The 23,412-nt window shown below is 70.4% G+C and carries 20 protein-coding genes; 10 read left to right on the top strand and 10 right to left on the bottom strand.

Annotation, left to right across the window (positions count from 1 at the left end; translation table 11 throughout):
* The first annotated feature begins 74 nt into the window (after window positions 1-74).
* The 6 genes from E1298_RS12205 (at window position 75) to E1298_RS12180 (ending at window position 7,730) form a co-directional block, all read left to right on the top strand.
* The gene (locus E1298_RS12205) at window positions 75-1,121 is read left to right on the top strand and encodes a dipeptidase (RefSeq protein ID WP_131892459.1); all 1,047 of its coding nucleotides are present in this window, start codon (window positions 75-77) and stop codon (window positions 1,119-1,121) included.
* Window positions 1,118-2,962, top strand: coding sequence for a CocE/NonD family hydrolase (locus E1298_RS12200; protein ID WP_131892457.1), 1,845 nt, complete (start codon window positions 1,118-1,120; stop codon window positions 2,960-2,962). Before E1298_RS12205 ends, E1298_RS12200 begins: the two co-directional genes overlap by 4 nt.
* Window positions 2,959-3,765, top strand: a complete 807-nt coding sequence (locus tag E1298_RS12195; RefSeq protein WP_207944578.1) for an enoyl-CoA hydratase-related protein — start codon at window positions 2,959-2,961, stop codon at window positions 3,763-3,765. Before E1298_RS12200 ends, E1298_RS12195 begins: the two co-directional genes overlap by 4 nt.
* 31 nt (window positions 3,766-3,796) lie before the next feature.
* Window positions 3,797-5,620: an MOSC domain-containing protein gene (locus E1298_RS12190; RefSeq protein WP_165975433.1), complete on the top strand. Its 1,824-nt coding sequence runs from the start codon at window positions 3,797-3,799 to the stop codon at window positions 5,618-5,620.
* Between the two features lie 89 nt (window positions 5,621-5,709).
* Window positions 5,710-6,399 carry a pyridoxamine 5'-phosphate oxidase family protein gene (locus E1298_RS12185; RefSeq protein ID WP_131892453.1) on the top strand — a complete coding sequence of 230 codons (690 nt, stop codon included), beginning with the start codon at window positions 5,710-5,712 and terminating at the stop codon, window positions 6,397-6,399.
* A 74-nt stretch (window positions 6,400-6,473) separates the two neighbouring features.
* Window positions 6,474-7,730 carry a PucR family transcriptional regulator gene (locus E1298_RS12180; RefSeq protein ID WP_131892451.1) on the top strand — a complete coding sequence of 419 codons (1,257 nt, stop codon included), beginning with the start codon at window positions 6,474-6,476 and terminating at the stop codon, window positions 7,728-7,730.
* Between the two features lie 4 nt (window positions 7,731-7,734).
* Here E1298_RS12180 and E1298_RS12175 read toward each other — a convergent pair whose 3' ends face one another.
* The 3 genes from E1298_RS12175 to E1298_RS12165 form a co-directional block, all read right to left on the bottom strand.
* Window positions 7,735-8,601: a proline racemase family protein gene (locus tag E1298_RS12175; protein WP_165975432.1), complete on the bottom strand. Its 867-nt coding sequence runs from the start codon at window positions 8,599-8,601 to the stop codon at window positions 7,735-7,737.
* On the bottom strand, window positions 8,598-9,821 hold the full coding sequence (locus E1298_RS12170; RefSeq protein ID WP_131892447.1) for a lipid-transfer protein: 1,224 nt from the start codon (window positions 9,819-9,821) through the stop codon (window positions 8,598-8,600). The genes E1298_RS12175 and E1298_RS12170 overlap by 4 nt, the downstream gene beginning before the upstream one ends.
* A gap of 192 nt (window positions 9,822-10,013) precedes the next feature.
* Window positions 10,014-11,312 carry a tyrosine-type recombinase/integrase gene (locus E1298_RS12165; RefSeq protein WP_131892445.1) on the bottom strand — a complete coding sequence of 433 codons (1,299 nt, stop codon included), beginning with the start codon at window positions 11,310-11,312 and terminating at the stop codon, window positions 10,014-10,016.
* Between the two features lie 125 nt (window positions 11,313-11,437).
* Here E1298_RS12165 and E1298_RS12160 point away from each other — a divergent pair, with 125 nt between their 5' ends.
* Complete coding sequence (locus E1298_RS12160; protein WP_131892443.1) at window positions 11,438-12,769, top strand: coiled-coil domain-containing protein; 1,332 nt, start codon at window positions 11,438-11,440, stop codon at window positions 12,767-12,769.
* Window positions 12,770-13,086: 317 nt separating this feature from the next.
* On the opposite strand, the gene E1298_RS12155 is transcribed toward E1298_RS12160, so the two are convergent.
* Entirely contained in the window at window positions 13,087-13,941 is an 855-nt protein-coding gene (locus tag E1298_RS12155; protein ID WP_131892488.1) for an NmrA family NAD(P)-binding protein, read from the bottom strand.
* 148 nt (window positions 13,942-14,089) lie between these two features.
* Here E1298_RS12155 and E1298_RS12150 point away from each other — a divergent pair, with 148 nt between their 5' ends.
* Window positions 14,090-14,692 carry a TetR/AcrR family transcriptional regulator gene (locus tag E1298_RS12150; RefSeq protein ID WP_243725537.1) on the top strand — a complete coding sequence of 201 codons (603 nt, stop codon included), beginning with the start codon at window positions 14,090-14,092 and terminating at the stop codon, window positions 14,690-14,692.
* A 175-nt stretch (window positions 14,693-14,867) separates the two neighbouring features.
* On the opposite strand, the gene E1298_RS12145 is transcribed toward E1298_RS12150, so the two are convergent.
* The 3 genes from E1298_RS12145 to E1298_RS12135 form a co-directional block, all read right to left on the bottom strand.
* Window positions 14,868-15,638, bottom strand: coding sequence for an NAD(P)-binding domain-containing protein (locus tag E1298_RS12145; protein WP_243725536.1), 771 nt, complete (start codon window positions 15,636-15,638; stop codon window positions 14,868-14,870).
* A 319-nt stretch (window positions 15,639-15,957) separates the two neighbouring features.
* The gene (locus E1298_RS12140; protein WP_243725535.1) at window positions 15,958-17,013 is read right to left on the bottom strand and encodes an alpha/beta hydrolase; all 1,056 of its coding nucleotides are present in this window, start codon (window positions 17,011-17,013) and stop codon (window positions 15,958-15,960) included.
* A gap of 180 nt (window positions 17,014-17,193) precedes the next feature.
* Window positions 17,194-18,234: a threonine ammonia-lyase gene (locus tag E1298_RS12135; protein WP_131892437.1), complete on the bottom strand. Its 1,041-nt coding sequence runs from the start codon at window positions 18,232-18,234 to the stop codon at window positions 17,194-17,196.
* 101 nt (window positions 18,235-18,335) lie between these two features.
* Here E1298_RS12135 and E1298_RS12130 point away from each other — a divergent pair, with 101 nt between their 5' ends.
* On the top strand, window positions 18,336-18,851 hold the full coding sequence (locus E1298_RS12130; protein ID WP_131892435.1) for an Lrp/AsnC family transcriptional regulator: 516 nt from the start codon (window positions 18,336-18,338) through the stop codon (window positions 18,849-18,851).
* Window positions 18,852-19,326: 475 nt separating this feature from the next.
* Here the strand turns inward: E1298_RS12130 and E1298_RS12125 are convergent, their stop codons facing one another.
* Both E1298_RS12125 and E1298_RS12120 read right to left on the bottom strand, forming a co-directional pair.
* Window positions 19,327-20,058 carry a dienelactone hydrolase family protein gene (locus E1298_RS12125; RefSeq protein ID WP_131892433.1) on the bottom strand — a complete coding sequence of 244 codons (732 nt, stop codon included), beginning with the start codon at window positions 20,056-20,058 and terminating at the stop codon, window positions 19,327-19,329.
* A 1,128-nt stretch (window positions 20,059-21,186) separates the two neighbouring features.
* Window positions 21,187-22,074, bottom strand: a complete 888-nt coding sequence (locus E1298_RS12120) for a polysaccharide deacetylase family protein (RefSeq protein ID WP_131892431.1) — start codon at window positions 22,072-22,074, stop codon at window positions 21,187-21,189.
* Between the two features lie 66 nt (window positions 22,075-22,140).
* Between E1298_RS12120 and E1298_RS12115 the strand changes: the two genes are divergently transcribed.
* Window positions 22,141-22,506 (top strand): MerR family transcriptional regulator, encoded by a 366-nt coding sequence (locus tag E1298_RS12115; RefSeq protein ID WP_131892429.1) that lies wholly within the window; start codon window positions 22,141-22,143, stop codon window positions 22,504-22,506.
* Here E1298_RS12115 and E1298_RS48015 read toward each other — a convergent pair.
* A complete protein-coding gene (locus E1298_RS48015; RefSeq protein ID WP_165975431.1) occupies window positions 22,475-22,807 on the bottom strand; it encodes a hypothetical protein in 333 nt (110 codons plus the stop codon). The two genes, E1298_RS12115 and E1298_RS48015, sit on opposite strands and share 32 nt — an antisense overlap.
* Between the last annotated feature and the right edge of the window lie 605 nt (window positions 22,808-23,412).

Below are 23,412 nucleotides of genomic sequence, written 5' to 3'. Positions count from 1 at the left end.
GTCCTTCGGCGTCCTGAGTCTGCTTCGGCCCACGACGTCCGCCCGGCGAACCCGAACGAGAGGAGCCGGCACGAATGACCGATCCGCATCGACTGCACGGTGACGCTGTCGTGGTCGACACGCACAACGACCTGATCCTGCTGGTGGACCACTTCGACCGGCGGGAACAACCTGACCATTTCGCCCAGTTCTGGCTGCCGGAGCTGCGTGCCGGGGGCGTCGACGTGCAGGTGCTGCCCATCTGCGTCGAAGAGCAGTTCCAGTCCGAAGGGGCCCTGCGCCGGACGCTGCTGCTGGTCGAACGGATCCATGAGCTGGCCGCCGAACACGGCGAGGACGTGGCGGTGTGCCTGACCGGCGCCGACGTCGACGCCGCCACCGCGTCCGGGCGCATCGCCCTGATCATCGCCCTTGAGGGCGCCCATGCCGTCGGGCAGGACCCCGCGCTGGTGCGCACCATGGCGCGGGTGGGGGTCCGGGTGGTCTCCATGGCGCACTTCGGCCGCACCTTCCTGGCAGACGGCAGCGGCCTGGACACGACCTCGCGCGGCCGCCTGACCCCGGAGGGCATCACCGCGCTCCGCGAGATGGACGAGCTGGGCATCGTCTTCGACATCAGCCATCTCGGGATCGCCGGCGTCGAGGACGTGCTGTCCCTGGCGACGCGCCCGTTCCTGGCCACGCACTCGGCGTGCCTGGGCATCACCGACGTCCACCGCAACCTCGGCGATGAGCAGATCAAGGCCATCGCCGAGCTCGGCGGGGTCATCGGGGTCGCCGCCGCCATTCCGTTCTTCATCGACCCGGCCGCTCCGTCGGCCGATCGCGTCGTCGACCACATCGAACGCGTCATCGACGTGGCCGGCATCGACCACGTGGGTCTGGGACCGGACTTCATCGACGACTACTACCAGAACGTGCTCGGCGGATGGATCGGCGGATGGGCTCCTGCGGCCTACGGCCGCTCGTACCTGCCGGCCGAGATCTCCCGCCCCTCGGACCTGCCGAAGATCACCGAGGTGATGGTGCGCCGCGGGTTCGAGGAGCCGGACATTCGCAAGGTGCTCGGCGAGAACGTGTTGCGCGTTCTCCGTGAAGTGATGGGAAGGCCGACCAGATGACCGTGCCAGACGACCTCCAGCACGTCCTGATGAGCAGGGAGCCGCGCACGCCGGCCGCGTACGCCGCGGCCGACATCACGATCGAGACGGTGTTCGTGACGATGCGGGACGGCGTCCGTCTCGCCACCGATCTGTACCTGCCCCCGGAGCCGCCCGCGCCGGTGATCGCGGTGCGCACTCCCTACGGCCGCGACTCCGACCGGCTGGTGGCGGTCTTCCTCTCGTTCGTGCGCCGGGGCTACGTCGTGGCGGTGCAGGACCTCCGCGGCACCGGTGACAGTGAACCCGAGGACCACGACTTCTACATGTTCGAGCCCCAGGACGGCTACGACTTCGTCGAATGGGTCAGCGGCCAGGACTGGTGCGACGGGTTCATCGGTTCCGTCGGCGGCTCGTACGTCGGTCAGGTGCAGTGGCCGATGGCGACACACCCGAAGATGACCACGATCCTTCCGGAGGTCAGCGGTATCGGAGTCGGCGTCAAGACGGTGTCATACCACATGGTCGTCAACGCCCTTGCGCGCACGATCGGCCACGGCGAGGACAAGACGGAAGTACCGTTCTGGCAGCTCGAACACATGATCCTGGACGAGACCTTGTCGACGGGCCTGTTCAACGAGCCGTTCGTCAGCCCGTTGCTGGCGGACCTGGCGGAGACGTTCCCCGCGCTCAAGGGCCTGCCCCCGGTCGAGGCGCAGGCATGGCTGTGGGCGCACTACTGCTCGCTGACGTGCGCGGAACGGGCCGACTTCATCCGGGGCGTCACAGGGTCGGCCCACGTCACCATGCTCGACGCCGAGCAGATCGGGCCCCTCTTCGGCCAGGGCATCTCGATCGACCGGCACACGCTGCCCGCCGTCGACCCCGCCCGGCAGGTCGCCGGCTTCCAGACGATCCCGCTGCTGCGCACCGGCTGGTACGACTGGTTCCTCAACGACGCGCTGGGCACCTGGGAGCTCCTGCGCGAGCACGCGCCCGAACCGCTGCGCTCCCAGGCCCGGATCATCATCACCCCGTCCGCGCACAACCTGCCCGGATACAAGGAAGGCATGGGGGAGCACCCGGAGCTGCAGCACAACCACTGGTCCAACGTCGACTTCACGCTGCGCTGGTACCAGACCGTCCGGGACGGCTCGTTCGACGACTGGCCCCGCGTCATCTACTACCTCATGAGCGCCAACGAGTGGCGCAGCGCGGACGACTGGCCGCTTCCTGAAGCCGAGGACACGCCGTACTACCTGGGCGCCGACGGGACGCTGAGCGCCGCGGCCCCGCAGGAGGAGCAGGCCGCGGACCAGTACGTCTACGACCCGCTCGACCCGACCCCGACCGTGGGCGGCAGCATCGTCTCCTGGGTCTATCCGCCCGGAAGCGTGGACGTCAGCGCGGTCCAGCAGCGCAGCGACGTCCTCGTCTACACCACGGAGCCCTTGGAGCACGACGTCGACGTCGTGGGCGAACTCCGGATGGTCCTCTACGCGAGCTCGTCCGCGGTGGACACCGACTTCGCCGTGCGGCTGAGCGATGTCCGCCCGGACGGACGGGCCGTCCAGCTCCAGAACGGCGTGCTGCGGACGAGGTACCGCGACCTCGATCGCGGCGCCGAACCCCTCGTGCCCGGTGAGATCTACCCGCTGGAGATCGACATGTGGGTCACCGCGAACAGGTTCAAGGCCGGCCATCGGATCCGCGTCGACATCAGCTCCGCCGACTTCCCGCGGTTCGACCGGAACACCAACCTGGGCGGCGCGCCGGGAGACCCGATCGCGGCGACCCAGACCGTCCACCGGGACGCGTCGCACCCCTCGCACGTCGTGCTGCCCGTCTGCCCGACCACATGATCAAGACCGCAGAGGAACGCATGACCTACCAGTACCTGTCCGTCCGGGACCACGGCGCGACCACCGTCGTGGCGATGAACAAGCCACCGGTCAACGCGGTCAACCTGAGCATGTACGAGGAGATCCGCGACCTTTTCGGCCGGTTCGACGAAGTACTGCCCGGGGCGAAGGCGGTCGTGCTCACCAGCGCCGTCAAGCACTTCTGCGGCGGGAACGAGCTTGAGGAGTTCCTCACGCTGACCGAGGCCAACGCCGCGGGACGCATGCGGCTGGTCCGGGACGCGTTCGCGTCGATCTACGACTGCCCGGTCCCGGTGGTCGGCGCGGTCCGGGGCGCGGCGCTCGGCACCGGCCTGGCCATCGCCGCGAGCTGCGATGTGGTCGTGGCCGGTGAGAGCGCTCGTTTCGGGACGCCCGAGGTGAGCGTCGGCGTGATGGGTGGGGCCGCCCACCTCGCCCGGCTGATCCCGCAGCCGATCGTGCGCGCGATGTACTTCACGGCCGACCCGTGGCCCGCCTCCGATCTCGTCGGGTTCGGGTCCGTGCTGCGGGTCGTCCCGGACGACGAAGTGCTCGAAACGGCGCTCGGCCTGACCGGGAAGATGACGCGGCACAGCCTGGCCGCGCTGCGCCATGCCAAGGAGGCGATGAACACCGTCGAGTTCATGGACCTGAAGGCCGGCTACGAGTTCGAGCAGCGGATGACCGGGCGCCTCGCCGCCGAGCCCGACGCCAAGGAAGCCGTCGCCGCGCTCCGTGAGAAGCGCACGCCGGTCTATCGCGACCGGCTCGGCCGGCCTTGACCCGATGACCGCACAGAGATCCCGGGCATTGGTGTCCGCGGAAGCGTCGACCGGACTCATCGACGCGTTGTGGGTGTACCCGGTCAAAGGCGCCGTGGGCGTGCCGGTCGGTGAGGTCGACGTCCTGGCCGGCACGGGCGCGCTGCACGACCGCTCACTCGCGATCGCGCGCGGCGACCAGCCCGTGCCGTCCCGGACGACATGGCGGCCGCGATCGGCCTTCAAGCAGGTGGCGCGCGATCCGGACATGACGCAGGTCACGGTGGCGATGCTCGGGCCCGGCGCGGTCGAGCTCCGCCACCGCGCCCACCCGGACGGGCCGCCGGTGCGTTCGGACCAGCCGCCGGAAGACCAGGAGGCCGTCCTGCGCCGGTGGTTCGGGGAACCCGGGCTGCGCCTCGTCCACGCCGCCGCGTCGGGCCTGTGGGACTGCTCGGACGCCGAGCTGTCCCTGCTCAATCTGGCCTCGGTGCGTGCGCTGGAGCGAATCACCGGCCGCGCGCTCGACACCCGGCGGTTCCGCGCCAACGTCCATCTCGACGGCCTGGCCGCGTTCGCCGAGCTGTCCTGGGTGGGGCGGCGGATCCGGCTCGGCGACTGCGAGGTCGAGGTGATCCGGCCCATCCAGCGCTGCCGCGCGACGTCCGCGAACCCGAGCACCGGGGAACGGGACGTCGAGGTCCCCTCCATGCTCGCCCGGGCCGTCGGCTACCCGCACCTGGGCGTGTACGCGCGCCTGATCGAACCCGCCCGGCTCCGCGTCGGCGCGACGGCGGTCGTGGGCGGCCGGCCCGAACCCGCCCGGCTCATCGACGGGCTGCGGAAACGCCGCGAGGTGACGCGGACCTGGCCGCGGGAGGCCGAGGTCGTCGAGATGGCGCGCGAGGACTCCCGGACGGTCAGCCTGTGGCTCCGCGACCCCTACCGGCAACCGCTGATGGCCGGCCAGCACGTCCGGGTTCACCTGCCCACCGCGAACGGCGGGCTGACCTGGCGCGCCTACAGCGTCTCCGGCCGGCGGGACGACCGGTTTCGGATCACGGTGCGGCTGCGCGGGGAGGTGTCGAAGCGCCTCGCGTCGCTGCTCAGCGGTGATCGCTTGCTCGTCTCGGGTCCCTTCGGAGCCCCGTTGCTCTCCCGGGAGCAGCGGCCGCTGTACCTGATCAGCGCCGGTGTCGGCATCACCCCCGTGGCGGCGGTGCTGCAGCAGCTGGCGGCGGCCGCCGACCGCCGCCCGGTCTCGGTGCTGCACGTCGACGCCGCAAAGAAGAGCGCGGTGCTGTGGCCCGAGGTCGTCGAACACGTTCGACGGTCCGGCGGGACGGCCACGCTCTTCGAGACCCGGCCGGCGAGCGCGCCCGCGCGACGTCCCACCCCGCGCGACGTCATCGACGTCCTGCCCGGCGACCGCCATGCCGACGCACAGGCACTGGTCTGCGGCTCGGCCGACTTCGTGGACACAGTGACCCGGGCCCTCCGGGCGGCCGGGGTCGACGCGAACCGCATCCACGCCGACCCGTTCCACTCGCCGACGACCGACCCGCCCACCCGACGACCCGCGCCGAGCCCGGGCCCGCACCCGGTCACCTACCTTCCCGAAGGCACGACGGCGACCTGGACGGACGCCGATGGAACGCTCCTTGAGCTGGCCGAGCAACACGGTGTGCCGGTGCCCTTCTCCTGCCGGTCCGGCGCCTGCGGCACTTGCGCGCTCGACCTGGTGCAGGGCGAAGTCTCCTACCTCGTCGACCCGGCCCTTCCGCCGGGTTCGCGGGCGGTGCTGGCCTGCTCCGCGGTCCCGACCGGCCCGATCGCGCTACGCCGGCGATCGGGCCCCGAGGAGGCGCCGACCTAGAGCGCCTGCGTCGCGTGTCGAGGAGGCGCACCGAAGTTTCCGACGCTCGTCGTTAGAGCCGCGACCCCAGGTCCGGAAGTATCTACTCCATGACCGAACGATCGTCGAAGCCCCAGAGAAGCGCCCCGGTCAGTGAGCGGGTCAAGGTCCGGCGACGTCCCGCGCGCGGGTCGTATGAGCTGGATCTCATTCGTTCGATCTTCGACGATGCGCTGCTGTGCCACGTGGCCTTCGTCGAGGACGGGAATCCGGTCGTCCTACCGACCTTGCACGTCAGGATCGGTGACGAGCTGCTGATCCATGGCGCGCGGAAGAACCGCATGATGACGAGGGTCGCGGCGGGGGCCCCGGTGTGCGTCGAGGCCACGGTGATCGACTCGCTCGTCCTGGGACGCAGCGTCCTCCAGAACTCGGTCAACTACCGGTCCGCTGTCGTCATGGGGGAGGGACGAGCCGTCCAGGATCCGGACGAGGTGCGGCCCCGGATGCATGCGCTCATCGACAAGTGGGCGCCGGGCCGGCTGCCGTTCCTTCGTCCGCTCACCGACGCCGAGCTGCGATCGGTGCTCCTCGTCTCGGTCCCGATCACCGAGGCGTCGGCAAAGGTGCGCACCGGCGACGCCAACGACGCGGATGCCGACCGGTCACGGCCGGTCTGGGCAGGTCAGCTCCCGCTCCGGGTCGTCGCCGGTTCCCCGGTGCCCGACGACTACGTGCCGGCGGACATGCCCGTCCCCGACCACCTCGCGGGCTGGGGCGAGGGCCGATCCGGGGCTTGAGCGGGCCCGTGAGGCGGCCGGAGGGGAGCTTGGTGCCAGCTTCGACGCCAGGCGGCACGGATAGCATGGTGACCATGGGGTCCGAACTCCAGCGTCTGGTCGACGCTCTCGGCCACAGCCTGAAGCGCAACGTGTCCGTCGACGACCCGACGATGCACCAGATCGCGTTCTCCTCGCACGTCTACGAACCGATCGACCTGCTCCGGCAGCGGACGATCCTGCGAAAGGACCTGCCCGCCGAGGTGGCCGCGTGGCTCCGCTCCGCCGGCGCGTTCAACGCTCGCGGGCCCTTGCGTCCCCCGCTCAATGAGGGCATCGGCGGGACCGAGCAGCGCTTGTGCCTTCCGATCCGCCGGAACGGGCAGCTGGTCGGGTTCCTGTGGATCCTGGAAGGCGAGACCGGCCTCTCCGACGTCGAGCTCGCCACCGCACTCGGCGCGGCCGACAGCCTCGCGGTGGTCATGCAGCGCGAGCAGCTGGCCGGTGAGCTGCACCGGGCCCAGGCCAGGGAGCTGACGACCGAGCTGATCTTCGCCTCCGAGGCATCGGCGCGGCGCGCGGCGGCTGAGAAGTTGCTGGAGGCCGAGCTCTTCGTGCCGAACGAGCCCCTGTTCGTCCTCGTCGTCTCCCTGCACGCCGGCCGCAGAGCGATGTCGGACGAGGAGCGCGGTGCGCTGGAGGCCCGGCTCGACGGCACCGGTCGCAGACTCAGCGAACGGCGGCACCTGGGCCTGGCCCGGCGCGACCACGGGCTCCTGGTGCTCTCGGACAGGGATCCGCTGATCGGCGGCCGCGCACGGGACGGCCTCTGCCAGGACCTGCTCGCCGACCTGGTCCGCGACCTGCCGGGCACGGCCCCGTTGATCGGGGTCGGCGATGTCGTCGACGATCTCGCGGACGCCTGCCGCTCCCATCGCGATGCCGAAAGGGCGGCGCGGGTCGCCCGCCTCGTCGACGGCCTGGGCACGATCGTGCGAGCCGACCAGCTCGGCGTGTACGGCGTGCTCGCCCGGATCCCGGAGGAGGAGCTGAGCGCCTCCAGCGTGCCGCGGGGGCTCCTCGACCTCCTGAGCTCGGGCGCCAAGGGCAAGCAACTGATCGACACGCTTGAGGCGTACCTTGAGAACGCGGGCGACGGCCCGGCGACCGCCGAGCAGCTGTTCGTCCACCGGACCACCCTCTACTACCGGCTCCAGCGCATCGAGGAGCTGACGGGTGCCCGGCTGTCGAACGGCGGGGACCGGCTGGCCTTTCATCTCGGCCTCAAGATCGCGACCCTGCTGGGCCTGCGGTCGGCTTCAGCGGACGAACCCGTCCGGCGGACGCCCTGACGCCTCATCCGGTCACGGTCACCCGGCCCGAGATCTCGATCTGGATCGGTCCATCCGGTGAGCCGAGGTCGACGGAGCTCGCCGTGAAGGCGTTGTCGAACGGGCTCACGTGCGCCAGGCGGCTGCCCGGGACCACGTCGCCGTCCTCGACCGCCAGGATGTAGCGCGCACACGTGCCGGTGCCGCACGGTCCCATGTTCATGATCGCGTCGCCCCAGATCACCGCGCTCGTCGTGCGCGCGGAGCTCACCGGCGTGGTGAGCAGGAGCATGTTCGGCCGCGCCGGGCCCGGCGCGGCCGCGCGGAGGGCGCTGAGGAGAGCCGAGCCGCGCTCGATGAGGACGTGCGCCTCCGCGGCGGAGATCTCCAACGCCAGCTCGGCCGCGGAGACCGCGGCGAAGACGTTGCCCCCGGCCGCCACGGTACGGACCCGGAGCCGCCTGCCTTCGCAGCGGACGTCGGCGGCGTCGATCCGGGGGGACCCCGGAGGCATGGTGAGCGCGATGCCGGCCTCACCTGAAGGCCGAGCGGTGATCAAGCCCGCGCCCGTCTCAAGCCTCACCTCAGGCCGAGACCCGAGAACGAGCATCGCGGCGAACATGCTCGCCTCACCACATCCACCGAGCGGCCCGTCGGCGGCCACGAACACCAGCCCGTAGTCCGCGTCGCTCCGGACGGGCGTGACCAGGACCGCGACGATCGTTCCGGGGTCCCCGGCCCGCGCCTCGAAGCAGTCACGCCGGATCTCTTCCAGGGTGTCCGCCATCAGGGAGGGCACCTCGCGCATCCGCGACGCGGAATGGGGCACGGCCGTGGCGTCGTAGCAGGCGACCGGCTGGCCTTCGGTGTCTCCGAACGCCGGCGGGATCACAGCGCGCCCCGGCGGTTGGCGGGCCGGTAGGCGGTCACGACGACGGCGCCGCCGAGCCCGATGTTGTGCTGGAGGGCGACGGCCGCGCCGTCCACCTGGCGGGCGCCGGCCTCGCCGCGCAGCTGCCACGTGAGCTCGGCGCACTGGGCGAGGCCGGTGGCGCCGAGGGGATGGCCCTTGGAGATGAGGCCGCCGGACGGGTTCACCACCCAGCGGCCGCCGTAGGTGGTGTCGTTGTCGTCGATCAGCTTGTGCGCCTCGCCCTCGTTGGCCAGGCCGAGAGCCTCGTAGGTGAACAGCTCGTTCGGGGCGAAGCAGTCGTGCAGCTCGATCACGTCGACGTCTCCCGGGGTGAGCCCGGACCGGGCGTAGACCTTCTCCGCCGCCTTCCGGCTCATGTCCGTGCCGACCAGGTTGATCGCGCTGCCGGTGTCGAAGGTCGAGCGCATGTCGGTGACCATCGCCTGGCCGACGATCTCGATCGCGCGGTCACCGAGGTCGTTGTCCTCGACGAACCGCGCGCTGGCGAGCACCGCGGCGCCGGAGCCGTCGGACGTCGGCGAGCACATCAGCCTGGTCAGGCCCGCTTCGGCGTAGACCATCTTGGCGTTCTTGATGTCGTCGACCGTGTAGACGTCCCGGAACTGCGCGTACGGGTTGTTCGCCGAGTGCCGATGGTTCTTCTCGGCGACCTTCGCGAAGTGCTCCGGCGTGGAGCCGTACCTGTCGTTGTGCTCCAGCCCGGCGACACCGTACATCCACGGGGCGGGCGGAGAGGAGATCTCACGCATCTCGGCCAGCGCCTGGACGTGCTTCTGCAGAGGCCACTCGCGGTCCTTGTACGCCGCGCTCAGCGAACCGGGCCGCATCTTCTCAAAGCCCAGCGCGAGCGTGCAGTCGGCCAGGCCGCCGCGGATCGCGTTCGCCGCCAGGTAGAGCGCGGTCGACCCGGTGGCGCAGTTGTTGTTCACGTTCGTGATCGGGATCCCGGTCATGCCGAGCTCGTAGACCGCGCGCTGGCCGGAGGTGGATTCGCCGAACATGAACCCGACGTGGGCCTGCTCGACGTCCTCGAACGCGATCCCGGCGTCGTCCAGCGCGTTGGTGCCGGCCTCCTTGGCCATCGCCGGGTAGTCCCAGCCCTCCCGGCGTCCGGGCTTCTCGAACTTCGTCATGCCGACGCCGACGACGTAGACCTTGCCCACCCTCTTTTCGACCATGTCCAACAGGCTGTCCTTCGTCCCCGCACCTCGGCTACCGACAGCCGATGGACGTTGCAGCCCGCGATTGCGACACCTGGTCGTGTATCGCAGTGTTCCGGCATGACCCCAAGCGGCCTCCTTGCCGCAGACCGGGCATGAGCGTCGCGGCTCAGTGCACCATGCCGCCCAGCGGACGCTGCCGTTACGTCCTCATCCGGGGTCTGGTTCGCTCTCGTAGCGGCGGCGATGCCGGGCGACGCCGGCGCTGAGGGTCTGGCCGAGGTCGTAGGCGGGGGAGCGGTGCAGGCTTTCGCGGTCCTCGTCGTAGCGGCGGGTGGTGGCGGGGTTGGCGTGGCCGAGGAAGTCCTGGACCACGTGCAGCGGGTGGCCGCCGAGCAGGACGGTGGCCACCCCGTGGCGGGCGCTGTGGGGTGACAGCCGATCGGCTCCCTGGACTCCTGCCGCCGCGGCGATGCGTCGCACCAGCCGGAAGACGTAGGGCTGGTCGACGGGCCGCCCGGTGCGGGTGGCGAAGAGCGGGGCCCCGCCGGACAGGGACACGCCTTGTTCCTGCCGCTGCTTCAGGTAGGCGTCGATGGCGTCGGCGGCCAGAGGCGGCAGGACGAACCGTTTGGCGGTGCCGCCCTTGACGGGCAGGTCGATGGTGCGGTGGCCGGAGTCGTGCCCCAGGCTGCCCACGGTGGTGTCGGTGACCGAGCCGACCCGGCAGCCGGTGGAGAACATCAGGGTCAGCAGCGCGGTGGTTCGCGGGGTCTCGTGTACCTGGGCGTAGGCCAGCATCCGCTCCATGTCGTCGGCGGAGATGCCGCGGGTGGTGGAGTACTGACTGACCCGTGGCCGGTCCATGCCCGGTCCGAAGGGGTTGCGGGTGGCCAGCCCGGTGCGGTTCAGGTAGGCGTACCAGGAGCTGACCGCCGAGAGCCGCCGTGCCCGGGTGGCGTTCTTCAGACCCTGCGCGCGCAGCGCCGCCGCGTACAGGTCGGCCTCGATGTGGCTGGTGTCGACCGGGTTCAACGCGCGCGCGATGACCCAGGTGAGCCACCAGGCCACCTCACGGATGTAACCGGCCTGGGTGGCGGGCGAGGACCGGCGTTCGCCCTGCAGCCAGGTCCCGGTCGCGCTCCCCAACTCCCGCAGGACCGGCGCCGGCAGCCCGGCGCCGCCCGCGGCCCGCGCCAGCAGGTCGGCCAGCTGATGCGGGGTACGGGCCGGTGCCGGCCCGCGCAGCACCACCGTGGACGCGGCGGCAACGACGCCGCGGCCAGGTACAGCAGCGCCCGCGATGGCCGGCGAAGGCGGCCTGCTCGGCGGCGCGGCAGGCGCCTGCCCGACACCCCCGAGGGCGGCGGAGTCATCAATGAGGAAGCTCTCCACCGCTAGGGCGGAGCCCCGCGCACCGGACGCCGTGCCATCCCCGGCGACCACCGAGACCTGCACTTCGGACGGCTCCGATGCGCCGCCCTCCTCGTCCCGCCCGCAATCAGACACGCCACACCCCTCCGTCGGCGATCATCGCGACTACATCATAACGGCGATTGTCATGTACTCAATTTTCACGCGCGCAAAACCGCGAAACCAGTTACACGTTTCGCGCAGGCCGATAGAGTCATCTCATGATCGAAGACGAGGTAGGGGAAACCGCCACAGCCCCATCCCCGAACCCGGAAACCGGGACCGGCGCAGCGCGCAAGCCGCGGGCCCGATGCGAGTGGTGCCAGCAGCCCCTGCCGCCGCCCCGCAACCCCCGCCGGGGCGGGCGCCCGCAGCGCTACCACCAGGTCGGCGAAGGGCCGGACGGGCAGAACTGCAAGGCGCTGGCCGACGCCGCACGCAAGACCGCCACCGCCGCGGCCACCGCCGAACCGCTGGCCGGGCTGCGCGCCTTCGCCGAACGCGCCGCCGCCGAACGCGCCGCGTTCGCCGACCGGCTCGACCAGCACCTGGCCGTCCTGAAAGACCTCACCGCGCTGGAACGGGAAGGCGCCGACCGCCTCACCGAGGTCGTGGACGCCGTCACCGCCCGCAACGCCGAACTGGAACGCCAGGCCGCCGACGCTCGCGCCGCGGCCACCGAAGCCGAGGCCGCGCGAGAGCAGGCCGAGCGCCGCGAGGAGGCCGCGGTCGGCGCCCGCGCCGCCGCCGAACGCGAACGCGACCAGGCCCAGGCCGCCGCCGCGGCGGCCGACACCCGCGCCCAACTCGCCGAGGAACTGGCCACCACCCACGAACTGGCCCGCCGCCAGGCCGAGAAGGAAACACGGTCGGCCGCCGAGGGCCGCGCCGAGGCGCGCGCCGAACGCGACACCGCCCGCGCCGAACTCGCCGACGCCGAACAGCGCCTGCGGCGCGACCAGGACGAGCTCACGCGGGTGCGGACACTGCTGGAGCACGAGCGCACCCGCCGCGAGGCCCTCGCCGAGCAGGCCACCGCAGCCGACACCCGGGCCCGTGCGTCCGCCGAACGCGCCGAGCACGCCGAACGGGACGCCGCCACCGTCCGCCGCCGGCTGGCCGCCGCCGAGACCACCGCGCGAACCGCCCGCGAGGCCGCCGACGCGGCCCGCACCGAACTGGCCGCCGAGCGCGCCGCCCGCCGCGCCGAGACCGCCGCCCTCATCCGCGACCGCGACGCCGCTCGCGACGCGGCCGACACCCAGCGCGAACGCGCCGCCCTCGCCCAACAGCGCGCCGAGACGGCCGAGGCCGCCGCCCCTCCCGCCGCCCGGCTGCCCGCCGTCGACGACACCGGCACCCTCCCTACCGTCAGGATCGACGAGTCCGCGGCCATCCGCGCCGAACATGACGGCGTCCTCCTGGATCGGCTGCCCACCCGGCTGCCCGCCCAGACGGCCCTGCAGGTCGCCCACGCCATCCTCGCCCTGCACGCACACCAGCCCGCGCCCCAGGCCGACACTCAGGACGCTTCTGAAACCTCTCGAAGCTGACGGCGGATCTCATGCACCCAGGCCTCCACCCGGCAAGCTGCGATGAGACCCAAGGAGCCCTGCGTACTAACCACTAAGCCCTGTGACGACGCTCGGTGTGGAACTTGGCGTGGTGCTCCATGTGGCGCCGGTTCGCGGACGGGGTGTAGGCGAGGGTGTCAGGTAGCGGACGGTCGTCGCCGCACCGGATGGCGAGCAGCAGCGGTTCGGGGTGCGCCGGCGGCCACGTGGGTTCGGCATCGGGTTGGGTGCCGTTCCAGAGGTGGAGGAGACCATCGGTTCTCGTACGTCGTCGATCAAGTGATCGAGAAGAAGCCTCAGGTGTCGGTGAGGGCTGCGAGCCGGTCGGCGACGGTGCGGGGCTCGCGGTCGAGGAGTTCGGCCAGCAAGGGGTCGGAATCGGCGAAATAGCCGGCGCGGGCGGCCTGGTACCAGGTGAGCATCAGTCGGGCCATCTGCTCCGGGACGCCGACCACGATCTGTTCGGCGACCCACTGTTCGTCGCCCAGGACGATGCGCTTGATGGTGCGACCGGTGATGCCAGTGGCGATCTTGGCGAAATCGTCGAAAGTGACGGCGGTCGGCGCGGTGAGGGTGACGCAACCGTCGAAGGAGCGGGCACCGGTGAGGATGACCGCAGTGGCCTCGGCTATGTCAGCGCGGTCGGTGTAGGGGACGGGGCCGTCTTCGGGCTGAGCGATCTCGCCGGTCCGCTGCCACGGGCCGAGCACCTGGTCGAGTGGGCCGTAGGCGCCGTTGCGCAGTGCGGTCCAGGCAACTCCGGAGTCGCCGAGGATCGCCTCGGTGGCGATGTGGATGTCCGACGGCCGGTACGGGTTGCCGGGGACGGCGCCCTGCTGGCTCGTGTAGAGGATCCGCCGGGTGCCGGCCGCGACGGCTGCGTCGATGGCACTCCGGTGCAGGCCGACCATGTCGGCGGCCGGGTCATTGCCGGATACCAGAAGGACCTGGTCGGCACCGGTGAAGGAGTCGCGCAGCGCGGCCGGATCCTCGTAGGAGCCCTGCCGCACGCGCACGCCGCGGTCGGCGAAGTGCTGCGCTTTGGCGGTATCGCGGACGCTGACGCCGATCTGGTCGGCGGGTATGCGCTTGAGGAGGTGCTCGACGGTGGTGCCGCCCAGCCCGCCGGTAGCGCCGGTGACAACGATCATCTTCTTGGCCTCTTCGGTGTCGGTCTTGGAGATGGGGCGGATCATAAGTTGACTACGATGGTCAGTTTCCGTCCTGCGGAGACCATAGGTAAGCTGACCAAGGGAGTCAAGTTATGGCGCGGAGCGACAGCGAGAGATGGTGAGGGCCTTGGCCGGCGCGGTGCCTTCACAATCCCGGCTGCGCGCCGACGCCAGGCGCAACTCCGAGCAGATCCGCTCTGCCGCGATCGGCGCCTTCCAGGGACGGGGCCTGACGGTCCCGCTGGAGGAGGTCGCCAAGGCGGCAGGGGTGAGCAAGGCCACGATCTTCAACCGGTTCGGCGGTCGGATCGGTCTCATCGAGGCCGTCATCGAAGAGGTCGTCGCGACGGAGCTGTTCGCCGTCATCGATCACACGCGGACCATCGACGACATCGGCGAGCGGATCGCCTACTACCTCACCGCGCTCCGCGACCTGCAGTACCGCCAGCCCGCCGTCAACGACGTCCTGCTGCGGACATATCCGCACTCGCAGCAGCTCATGGAGATCTGCCGGGCCGGGAGCGAGGCCAACGACGAACTCATCGCAGCGGCGAGGGCCTCCGGTGCTCTGCGGCCGGAGTTCACGGCGGGCGACCTGCACGCACTCGTCGTCGACAACGCCCTCGCCCTCAAGCACGGCGAACGGCCTCCCCGGGACGCCTACGACCGCCGCACCACTTACATCCTGGACGGAATCCGCGGGCGCCCGTCCGCTTCTGACCGGCGATGACAGCGCCCATGCCCTGATGTCGCGCATCGCCCTGCAAGCCCGTCATTCGTGCGGCCGGGTCGCGGGTGGATGATCCACAAGAAACGTCCTAGATCACCCGGATGCGTCGGCCGTCTGTCGTCAAATGATCGTTTGCGAGAGACGAGAGGTGCAGTTGCCGTTGACCGCTGTTCCGTCATCCCTCATCTAGGTCGGTGAGTAGTTCGTCGAGGGCCTTGTTGAGGGCTTCGGAGTTGGCTGAGTCGAACCAGGTGGTGCGGATGCGTTCGTTGTTCCCCTTCGGGGTCTCGTGGTCGGCCGCGAGTTGGTGCAGGGAGCGGGTCTGGTCGCTCAGGGCCCGGCCGACGCCCTGGAAGAGGCTGCGCACGTAGCCGTCGGCGTCGTCGGGGGCGAGGCCATGGCCGATGGCCCATGAGGTGAGCGCGGCGAGGTAGGAGTAGTGGGTCGTCAGCGTTCCCGTCAGCGCGGAGAAGACGTTGAAGGCCGCCTCATCGGCGACCGGGAGCGCCCCGCCCAGGCGCTCGAACAGGGAATCCACCGTCGGGTGCGACGGGTACGTCACCGTGACCGAGCGGCGTTCGCGCACGGCGGGCAGGGGGATGGCCCGTACCAACGCGGCGTCGGTGGCGAGTGTCTGGCGCAGGTCGTCGTTGCCGACACCCGACATCACGTTGATCACTACCTTGTCGCCGTCCATCTTCAGCCCGGCCAGTGCCTCGTGCCGGTCCAGGCGGCGGACGGCGATGATCACTACCTCGGAACGGTCCACCACCTCCTGATTATCGGCGCACACCCGGACGCCCTCATAGCGCTCGGACAGCTCCGCGGCCGTGCGGGCTCCCCGAGGGCAGAGGAACGTCTCTGGCGACTTGTCGGCCCCGCCGCACAGGCCCGTCACGATGGCCCGGCCGATCTCGCCCACTCCGATGATGCCGATGCGCTTCACTGCTTCTCGCTCCATCGTGTGTGGTGGTCGTGAACCATGTCGGTGCGGGGTCCGTGGCGTCGAGTCTGGGTCCATGGAGAACCGGGTCGAGGGCACTGCGGCGCCCTCAGCCCCGCCCGAAACCTGCGGTCGCCTCCACAGGAACGCGACCGCCAGGAGTGCTGCCAGGCAGGAAACCATCCCGGCCCACCCCAGCGCCGGCGGCAGCCCGGTCTCGCCGGAGGTGTCCCTGGTGAGCAGCCCGGTCAACCCGACGCTTGCGCCGAGCACGAACATCATGGTCGTGGCCGGGCGAGCCCACGCTTGCCGCCTTGACGGTCTATATCGTCCAGAGCCAGGCGATGGCGCCGAGCGCTCCGCTGACCGACAGCAGGACCAGGTAGGTGGTGACGGCCGAGTCGACTTGCGTCTGGGTGTAGGTGGGATAGCCGGCCCGGATGTGGCCGGCCAGCAGATGGCCGGTGGCACGGTCGACGTACGGGAGGACCGTGACGGTGAGCCCAAGACCCGCGAGCATCGCGCCGATTGCCCATCGCTCATGGCGTGTCTTCGTCATCAAAGCGCCTTCTCCCTTCCGGTCAGGTGGCGAGGGAGAGATTCGGAGGAACCCGAGGATCTTCGCCCGCGCGGCCTCGGCCTGCGGTTCCACGCCCGGCAGGGTGAGGAACGCGTGCCTCGCTCCGGGGTACTCGGTGATCCGTGCCGGTGTCCCGGCCGCCTGCAGTCGCTCGGCGTAGCGGCGGCCGTGATCGGCCACCGCGTCCTGGGTCGGCACCACCACCAGAGCCGGGGCCAGCCCGCTCAGGTTGTCCGCGTACAGCGGCGAGAGCGCACGAGCGTCGGTTCTCGGTGGAACGGAGAGCCGCTGGAACAAGCGCAGTTGGGGCACGGCTCGGGTCGGGCTGTACCCGTACTCGGCGATCGAGGCGTAGCCGAACATCGTCTCGGTCACATCGACTGCAGGGTTGACCAGCACCTGCGCCTTGAGTATCAGGCCGGCCTCTCTGGCCCGAATCGCCGCCAGGGCACTGATCAACGCGCCGCAGCGCTCGCCGAACACGGCCGTGCGCGCCGGGTCGATGCCCCACTGCGAGGCGTGCTGCACCACGTGCTGGAGCACGTCCCAGTCGTCGTCGACGGCATCCGACCGCGAGGTCTCCGGGGCGAGGAGGCGGTGCTCGACCGAGACGACGAGTGCGGGCAGGTGGGCGGCGAGATGGCTGTTGGCCCAGTCGCACTGCACCGCCGTGCCCACGAAACTGCCTCCGTGCACGTGGAGCACGAGTGGCAGCTCGGCCCGGTCGGTGCCGTCGCCGTCGCGCGCGGCGGCCGGCCGATACACCCGGACCGGGATCTCGCGGTCGGGCAGCACCACCTGCTGCCAATCGATCGTGGCGCCGGAATCGGCATCCCCGAGAGCGCACGCGCCGCACTGGACGCCCGGAAGCGGTTCTCCGCCTCGCGGTAGGCGAGCAACTCCTCGTCCGTCATCGCCGGCCAGTCCGGTTCCGGCGACCGCTCCATGGCAGTGACCTCACTCATGCCTTCTCCTTACTTAGAAAGGTGTACGTTCTGCGGGGCCCGATGTCCCCAGGGTTCGGGTGCCTGACGGGGCTGGCGCGTTCCGGGCGGGCCGTGTCAGCCGGGCCGCCAGTTCCCGGACCTGTTCAGGACGCGGATTGGCGCCGGTCAGCACCGTCGCCAATCGATCGCCGAGGACCGCGCCCTCAGTGATCGCCGCCAGGCCCGCCGCCCCCGCCGGCTCCAAGACGATCCCGAGCGTGCGCGCCGCCAGCTCCATAGCGGCGGCGATGGCCTCGTCGCTCACCAGGACGATCTCGTCCACCAGGGTGCGGGCCCGTCGTACCGAAGCCTCCAGCGGACTGCGCACCGCGATCCCATCGGCGAAGGTGCGAGTGCGTTCGATGCAGACCGCGCGGCCAGCGTGCAAGCTTTCCCACATCGAGGGGGCGCCTTCGGCGTTGACCCCCACGATCCGGATACCGGGGGCGTGCTCCTTCATCCAGCACCCCACACCATTGATCAGCGCGCCGTCGCCGACCGGCAGCACGACGGCGTCAAAGCCCGCACCGCCCGAAGCGCCGCGGGTCAACTCGACTCCGATCGTCCCGGCGCCCTCGGCGATCACCGCCTGCAGACCGTCCTGCAGGTAGACGCGGCCAGGATGGCGTTCGGCGTGGGCGGCCGCGGCCTCTCGCGCCGACGTGCCTTCCGTCCCGGCCGCGATGACCCGGGCACCGAAGGTCTCCATCCGCTCCCGCTTGGCGGGATTGACCGTCTCGGGCACGAACACCTCGACCGGCATCCCGCGGGCCCGCCCCGCATAGGCGACGGCCTGCCCGAAGTTGCCCGAACTGGCGCACACCACCGGCGTGCCCGGGGCGAGCGTGCTCAGCATCAGATCGGCGCCCCGGCCCTTGAAACTGCGCACCGGATTGGCCGTCTCCACCTTCACCGTCACCGCGCGGCCGCCCAGCGCCCGGCACAGCTGCTCGTCGAGGTACTGCGGGGTGTTGAGAAACACCGGGTCGATCACCTGTACGGCCTTCTCGATCCGCGCCACGTCCAGGTCCATACGCGTCGCCTCTCCTCGGGGGCTTCCGGACCCGGCTGACGCTATTCGAACTCCCGATCGAAGCGATTGAGAGTTCTCCCGCCGCGACGCAATAATCTTGCATGCCTGAATCGCCGCCGCCGCGCCTGGACGAAATCGACGTGCAGCTCTTGGACCTGCTCCAGCACGACGCCGGACGCACCCTGCACAACCTCGGCGAACAGGTCGGGCTCTCACCGAGCGCCGTCCAGCGACGGATCGCCCGCTACCGAAAGGACGGCCTCATCACCAGGCAGGTCGCCGTCCTCGACCCGCACCGCTTCGGCCCCACCGTCCTGGCCGCGGTCCTGGTGACCCTCGACCAGGAATCGTTCGAGCACCACCGCGCCTTCGCCGAACGGACGCGCTCGGACCCGCAGGTCCAGCAGTGCTATCGGGTCGCGGGGCCGTGGGACTACGTCGTCGTCCTGGCCGCACGAAGCATGCGCGATTGCAGCCAGCTCGGCGACCGCCTGTTCAAGGCCGACGACAACATCAAGCGTTACGAGACCCTGGTCGTCTTCGACACCGTCAAGACGGGCCTGGCCCTCCCGCTTCCCGCACCACAGCCCACTCGACCACATGACGGGCGGCTATAGGCAGGGAGACCTAAGTGAATGCCTGATGTATGACGGGCATCCCCGGCACCAGCGACGGCTGGGCGGACCACACCAGAGCATCGTCGCCTGGGCGGCCGGTCAGGCGGCCAGACCCGGAGGATGGGGTCGAACGCGGCGGGAATGAGCACGAGTTCTTCGGTGACGGCCCCACACAAGGTCAATCTCAGCGATAACCGCTGTTCCTGTGTTCCTCAATCCCGATGTTGTGCCGGTTCGTGGTCGAGTCGGTCGCCTGCCCAGCGATCGGCGAGGTGCGTGACGGCGTGGGCCCAGATGATGGAGGCGCCGGTGGCCGAGCGCCGCCCCGACCGGCCGGTACCGACGCGATCGGGGCGGTTGTGTATCTGCCGGCCACCGCCATCGAGGAGGGCTGGGACCCGTCCTTGATGAGCGGCGTCCTAGTCGGCACCGCCTACCGCCTGCTGCTGGTCTGACGGCGGAGGGTGGTCGGCGGCTAGCTCAGATGCCGGGTGAAGAACCGGCCCGCGGCCTCCCCGGCGAACTGCGGGACGCCGGTGTGCCCGCCCAGATTGGCGTGCAGCGTCTTCTCCTTGGAACCGAAGGCGTCGAACAGGTCCAGGGCCGCCTGCCGGTCGTTCCCTTCGTCGTCCCACTGCAGCAGGACGTGCAGCGGAATGGTGATCTGGCGGGCCTCCTCGAACAGGGCGCGAGGCACGAAACTCCCGGCGAACAGAACAGCGGCCGAGATGCGCGGCTCGACCACCGCCAGCCGGACCCCGATGGCGATCACTCCCCCCGAGTACCCGACCGGGCCGCCGATCTCGGGCAGCGATAGCAGGGCGTCCAAGGTGGCCCGCCATTCCGGTACCGCCTTTTCGACCAGCGGGAGGACGAGCCGGTCGACGATCTCCTCGTCAACGGGCCCGCCGACCTTCAGCGCCCGCTGCAGGTCGGCGCGGGCCTGCTCGGCGGCGGCGGAACGGGGCCGGTCACCGCTCCCGGGGAGCTCGATGGTGGCCGCGGCGAAGCCGTCCGCCGCGGAGTGCCGGGCCCGGGCCACCAGCCGGGGATACATCTTGCGCAACCCGCCGGGGTGGCCGATCAGGATCAGCGGCGCCGGTGCGGAGGCGGACTCGGGTGTCCACAGGATGCCGGGGATCTCGCCGAGAGTGAATTCGCGTTCGAGGACGCCGTCATCGAGGCGCTGCTCGGAGGTAAATCGCATGGTCGTACCTTTCGGGAGTGCTCTTGAACGGCGCTCCCGGACGACCTATCGCCCGACCGTGACCCCAGAGGGAAGCACCCATGTCGATACTGTGTTCACGGGTACCACCTCCTCGTTCTCTGGCACGGCCTCCGGAAAGGTAGCAGTGGTTGCCGCCGTCCGCCAACGGGTTTTTGCGCGGGCTCCGCCGCCGGATCCCTGTGCAACCTCACTAACCGCGGGCGGGCGTACGTTGTCGAGGCAGCGCCCAGCCCTGCACGTCGGCCGGGGCGGGGGTGACGCGGCCGAGGGGTGGCCGCGTTGGCCGTGGCACAGCCGAAGGTGAACGCCGCCAGGGGTAGCGCGCGCCGGTGGTCAGGATGCTGCGCATGGGAAACTCCATTCCCAGGTTGGCTACTTGTAGTAATAAGACAATTACGGCTCGCGATTTGCGTAGTAGGTCGCGCTCACCTCCCGGGCCCGCCGTCCGCTCCTGTTTCCGGGCGTGCCGTGCCCGGGGCCGCTCGGCGAACCGTGGCCGAGAGCTCGCGGGGCCGCCGCGATGTCTTCTCGGGTCCGGCCGGTCTGCTGATCGGGCTTCCGCCTGCCTCCAGACTTCAGTGACCGCTAGCAGCGGGCGCGGGGCCGCGGGTGCCTGGACGGGGCTACTCGTCCAAGGCGTAGGGGTTGATCTCGGCGTACCGGTCGTCGGCCAGTCACGGGTGTGCGCCTCGATCTGCTCGGCCTGGGGATGCTGGCGGACGGGGAGAGGGAGGTCGATGACGGGTGTCGTGGTGGGTTCCACGGCAGTTGCTCCCCGCGCACGTGCAAGACGTCGGCCACGGCGGCGGGCAGGCAGGCATGCTCCAGGGGGCGGCAGGGCCTGTCGGAAGCGGACGCGGATCATCTCCTCTCCGTCGTGCGGACACCGGTGGCCACCAGAATCAGCCGGATGCGGTCGGCGCCGAGGAACCGTTTCGCCTCCTCGACGATCTCGCCGGGCAGCCGGTGCTCGGCGACGGCGCGGGCCTTGGAGCCGAGGAACGCGGCCAGGTGTGCCTCGACCTCACACCGGACATCCGCCAGGTTGAGAGGACCGAGGCCAGCGGGACGTGCCAGAGGGGGGCAGTGGCTTCGCGCCCGCCGTCTTCAGGCTTGATCGTTGAGCGTGCTCCGGTAGTGTTCAGCGATCTCGTCGCTGGTGGTCAGCCAGATGTCGGGCTGCGCCGTGAGGTACTCCAGGACCTGGTCGAAGTACTTGGCCCGGAACGCCTGGCCGGTCACGAACGGGTGCAGCGCCAGGGCCAGTACCCGCCCGCTGTGCTCGGAGTCGGCGCGTAGCTGCTCGTACTGATCCTTGACGACCTGGACGAACTCCGGCCCGGTCAGGCCCTTGGCTCCGAACAGCATGTTGTCGTTGACCTCTGCCGAGTAGGGGACGCTGATGACGTCGGGCGTGTTCAGCGGGTAGGGCTGATCGTCGTTGGTCCAGTCCAGCACGTAGCTCAGCCCGAGCTCGGCGAGCAACTGCGGGGTGTTGAACGTCTCGGTCATCCCGGGCCCCATCCAGCCGCTCGGCCGCCGGCCGGTGGCGGCGGCGATGGTGTCGACGATCTCGGTGAGAACGCGGCGCTCCTCGTCCCGGTCCAGGCCGGCATGCAGGATCGAATTGGTCTGGCCGTGCGCGAGCCACGCCCAGTCCCGGTCCCGGCCCGCCTCGATGATCTGCGGATAGTGCTCGGCCGCGGCGGAGTTGAGCAGTACGCTGGCCCGCACGCTGTGCCGGTCCATGCTCTGGATCATGCGCCAGATGCCGACCCGGGGCCCGTAGTCGCGCCAGCCGTAGTTGAGCGGGTCGGGGACCAGGTCCGCCGTTCCGGGCCAGATGCTCGTGGACGGGCGATCGATCAGGTAGTGCTCGACGTTGAGCCCTATGTAGGCGGCGACGCGAGCACCGCCCGGCCAGACGATCGGGGGGCGTTCGGTGATCGGACTGTAGTCGAAGATCTCGTTGCGAGGTGTCCGTGCGTTCGTCATGTCGGTAAGGTAGGACCTGACATTAGTGTCAAGTTCAACCGCCGGACCTGCTGGGGAGGCAGCGACATGCGGATCGGTGAACTCGTGCGGCGCACCGGAGTGAGCCGGCGGTCGCTTCGCTACTACGAGCAGCAGGGCCTGCTCGCGGCCGACCGCACCCCCGGCGGCCAGCGCGACTATCCCGAACGTGCCGTCGACCGGGTCATCCGCATCCAGGAACTGTTCGCCGCAGGGCTGCACAGCAAGAAGATCGCGCAGCTGCTGCCGTGCATGCGGGACTCGGACGGCGCCCCCTCCGAGATCGCCACGCCCCGGCTCGTCGGCGAGCTCACCGCCGAACGGGACCGGATCGACCGCATGATGACCGAGCTGGCCAACTCCCGCGCCGTCCTCGACGAGATCATCGACACGGCATCACATCGCGGACGCTGAGCGCACCACCGCCGAGCGCCTGGTCACGGTGTCGCCCGGCATTCAGTCCCATTGCGGTGATGCGGGTGGCGTGCACGCGGTGCGCTTTGCGCGCGGCCGGTCCGGCGGTGTTCTGCTGCAGCGCGGCGCGGTGGAGCGCGAGCGGGGCGGTGAGGCGGACCGAGTGGCCTTGGCTGCGGCGGATGCCTTCCGCGCGGCGACCCGAGGCCGTCCAGGAGGCTGGAATCGGCCAGGTCGTCGTCGCATCCATCATGGCACCGACAAGGCCACCGCCGGTTTCATCGCCGCCAAGCAGGTGCACCGGCCTGCTGCCCGTCCGCATTCTGAGGGCCGCGCAGTTCCACGAATTCGTCGGTCAGCTCCTGGACTGGCAACGGGGCGCCCTGGCCCAGCCGTGGCAGAAGAGCTGGTCGACCTGGCCTCTGACCCCCGATCTGCCGATGCCGAGCTCATCGCCGTCGGCGAGTTCCTGCCCGGCCCCCTCGCCAAGCTCGCCGGTCCTGCCTTCCGACTCCGACGTGGTCGTATTTCGGCAACCAGCCGGCGTATGGATCCGTTGGTGCGTAGCAGGCTCGACGAGCGCTCACGCGCCCCGGGCACAGTGCCACCCGCCACAAGATCATTCGCAGTGCCAACGGCTGTTCGCAGCCCCGCTCGGCTGGGAGGAACGAACAGGCATCCGGGAAAGCGATGCGCGGTCACGGCGAAGAGGAGGTGATGGACGATCGTTCCAATCGTTGAAGGAGCCGCATGACGGGGACAGGCACGTGACCGCCGATCTAGGCGGTGTCTGATAAATGATCGTGTTGCGGGTGCTGGTCCGGTTGGATGATCGTCTGTGGTGCGTGGTGGTGAGTTGACTGATCGGGCGTGGGCGCAGCTTGAGCCGTTGCTACCCGCTGCCGG

It is taken from the genome of Actinomadura rubrisoli (assembly GCF_004349215.1).
GTDB lineage: Bacteria > Actinomycetota > Actinomycetes > Streptosporangiales > Streptosporangiaceae > Spirillospora > Spirillospora rubrisoli.
The sequence above is the reverse complement of the archived record's forward strand: the minus strand, read 5'-3'. Positions and strand labels throughout refer to the sequence as shown.

Bases quoted from the DNA above. Each gene is read 5' to 3' on its own strand.
- E1298_RS12135 (WP_131892437.1), bottom strand. From the start codon at position 18,234: ATGGACCTGGACGTGGCGCGGATCGAGAAGGCCGTACAGGTGATCGAC.
- E1298_RS12125 (WP_131892433.1), bottom strand. From the start codon at position 20,058: ATGCGATTTACCTCCGAGCAGCGCCTCGATGACGGCGTCCTCGAACGC.
- E1298_RS12115 (WP_131892429.1), top strand. From the start codon at position 22,141: ATGCGGATCGGTGAACTCGTGCGGCGCACCGGAGTGAGCCGGCGGTCG.
- E1298_RS12160 (WP_131892443.1), top strand. From the start codon at position 11,438: ATGATCGAAGACGAGGTAGGGGAAACCGCCACAGCCCCATCCCCGAAC.
- E1298_RS12205 (WP_131892459.1), top strand. From the start codon at position 75: ATGACCGATCCGCATCGACTGCACGGTGACGCTGTCGTGGTCGACACG.
- E1298_RS12170 (WP_131892447.1), bottom strand. From the start codon at position 9,821: ATGGTCGAAAAGAGGGTGGGCAAGGTCTACGTCGTCGGCGTCGGCATG.
- E1298_RS12185 (WP_131892453.1), top strand. From the start codon at position 5,710: ATGACCGAACGATCGTCGAAGCCCCAGAGAAGCGCCCCGGTCAGTGAG.
- E1298_RS12130 (WP_131892435.1), top strand. From the start codon at position 18,336: ATGCCTGAATCGCCGCCGCCGCGCCTGGACGAAATCGACGTGCAGCTC.
- E1298_RS12120 (WP_131892431.1), bottom strand. From the start codon at position 22,074: ATGACGAACGCACGGACACCTCGCAACGAGATCTTCGACTACAGTCCG.
- E1298_RS12180 (WP_131892451.1), top strand. From the start codon at position 6,474: ATGGGGTCCGAACTCCAGCGTCTGGTCGACGCTCTCGGCCACAGCCTG.
- E1298_RS12195 (WP_207944578.1), top strand. From the start codon at position 2,959: ATGATCAAGACCGCAGAGGAACGCATGACCTACCAGTACCTGTCCGTC.
- E1298_RS12155 (WP_131892488.1), bottom strand. From the start codon at position 13,941: ATGATCGTTGTCACCGGCGCTACCGGCGGGCTGGGCGGCACCACCGTC.
- E1298_RS12200 (WP_131892457.1), top strand. From the start codon at position 1,118: ATGACCGTGCCAGACGACCTCCAGCACGTCCTGATGAGCAGGGAGCCG.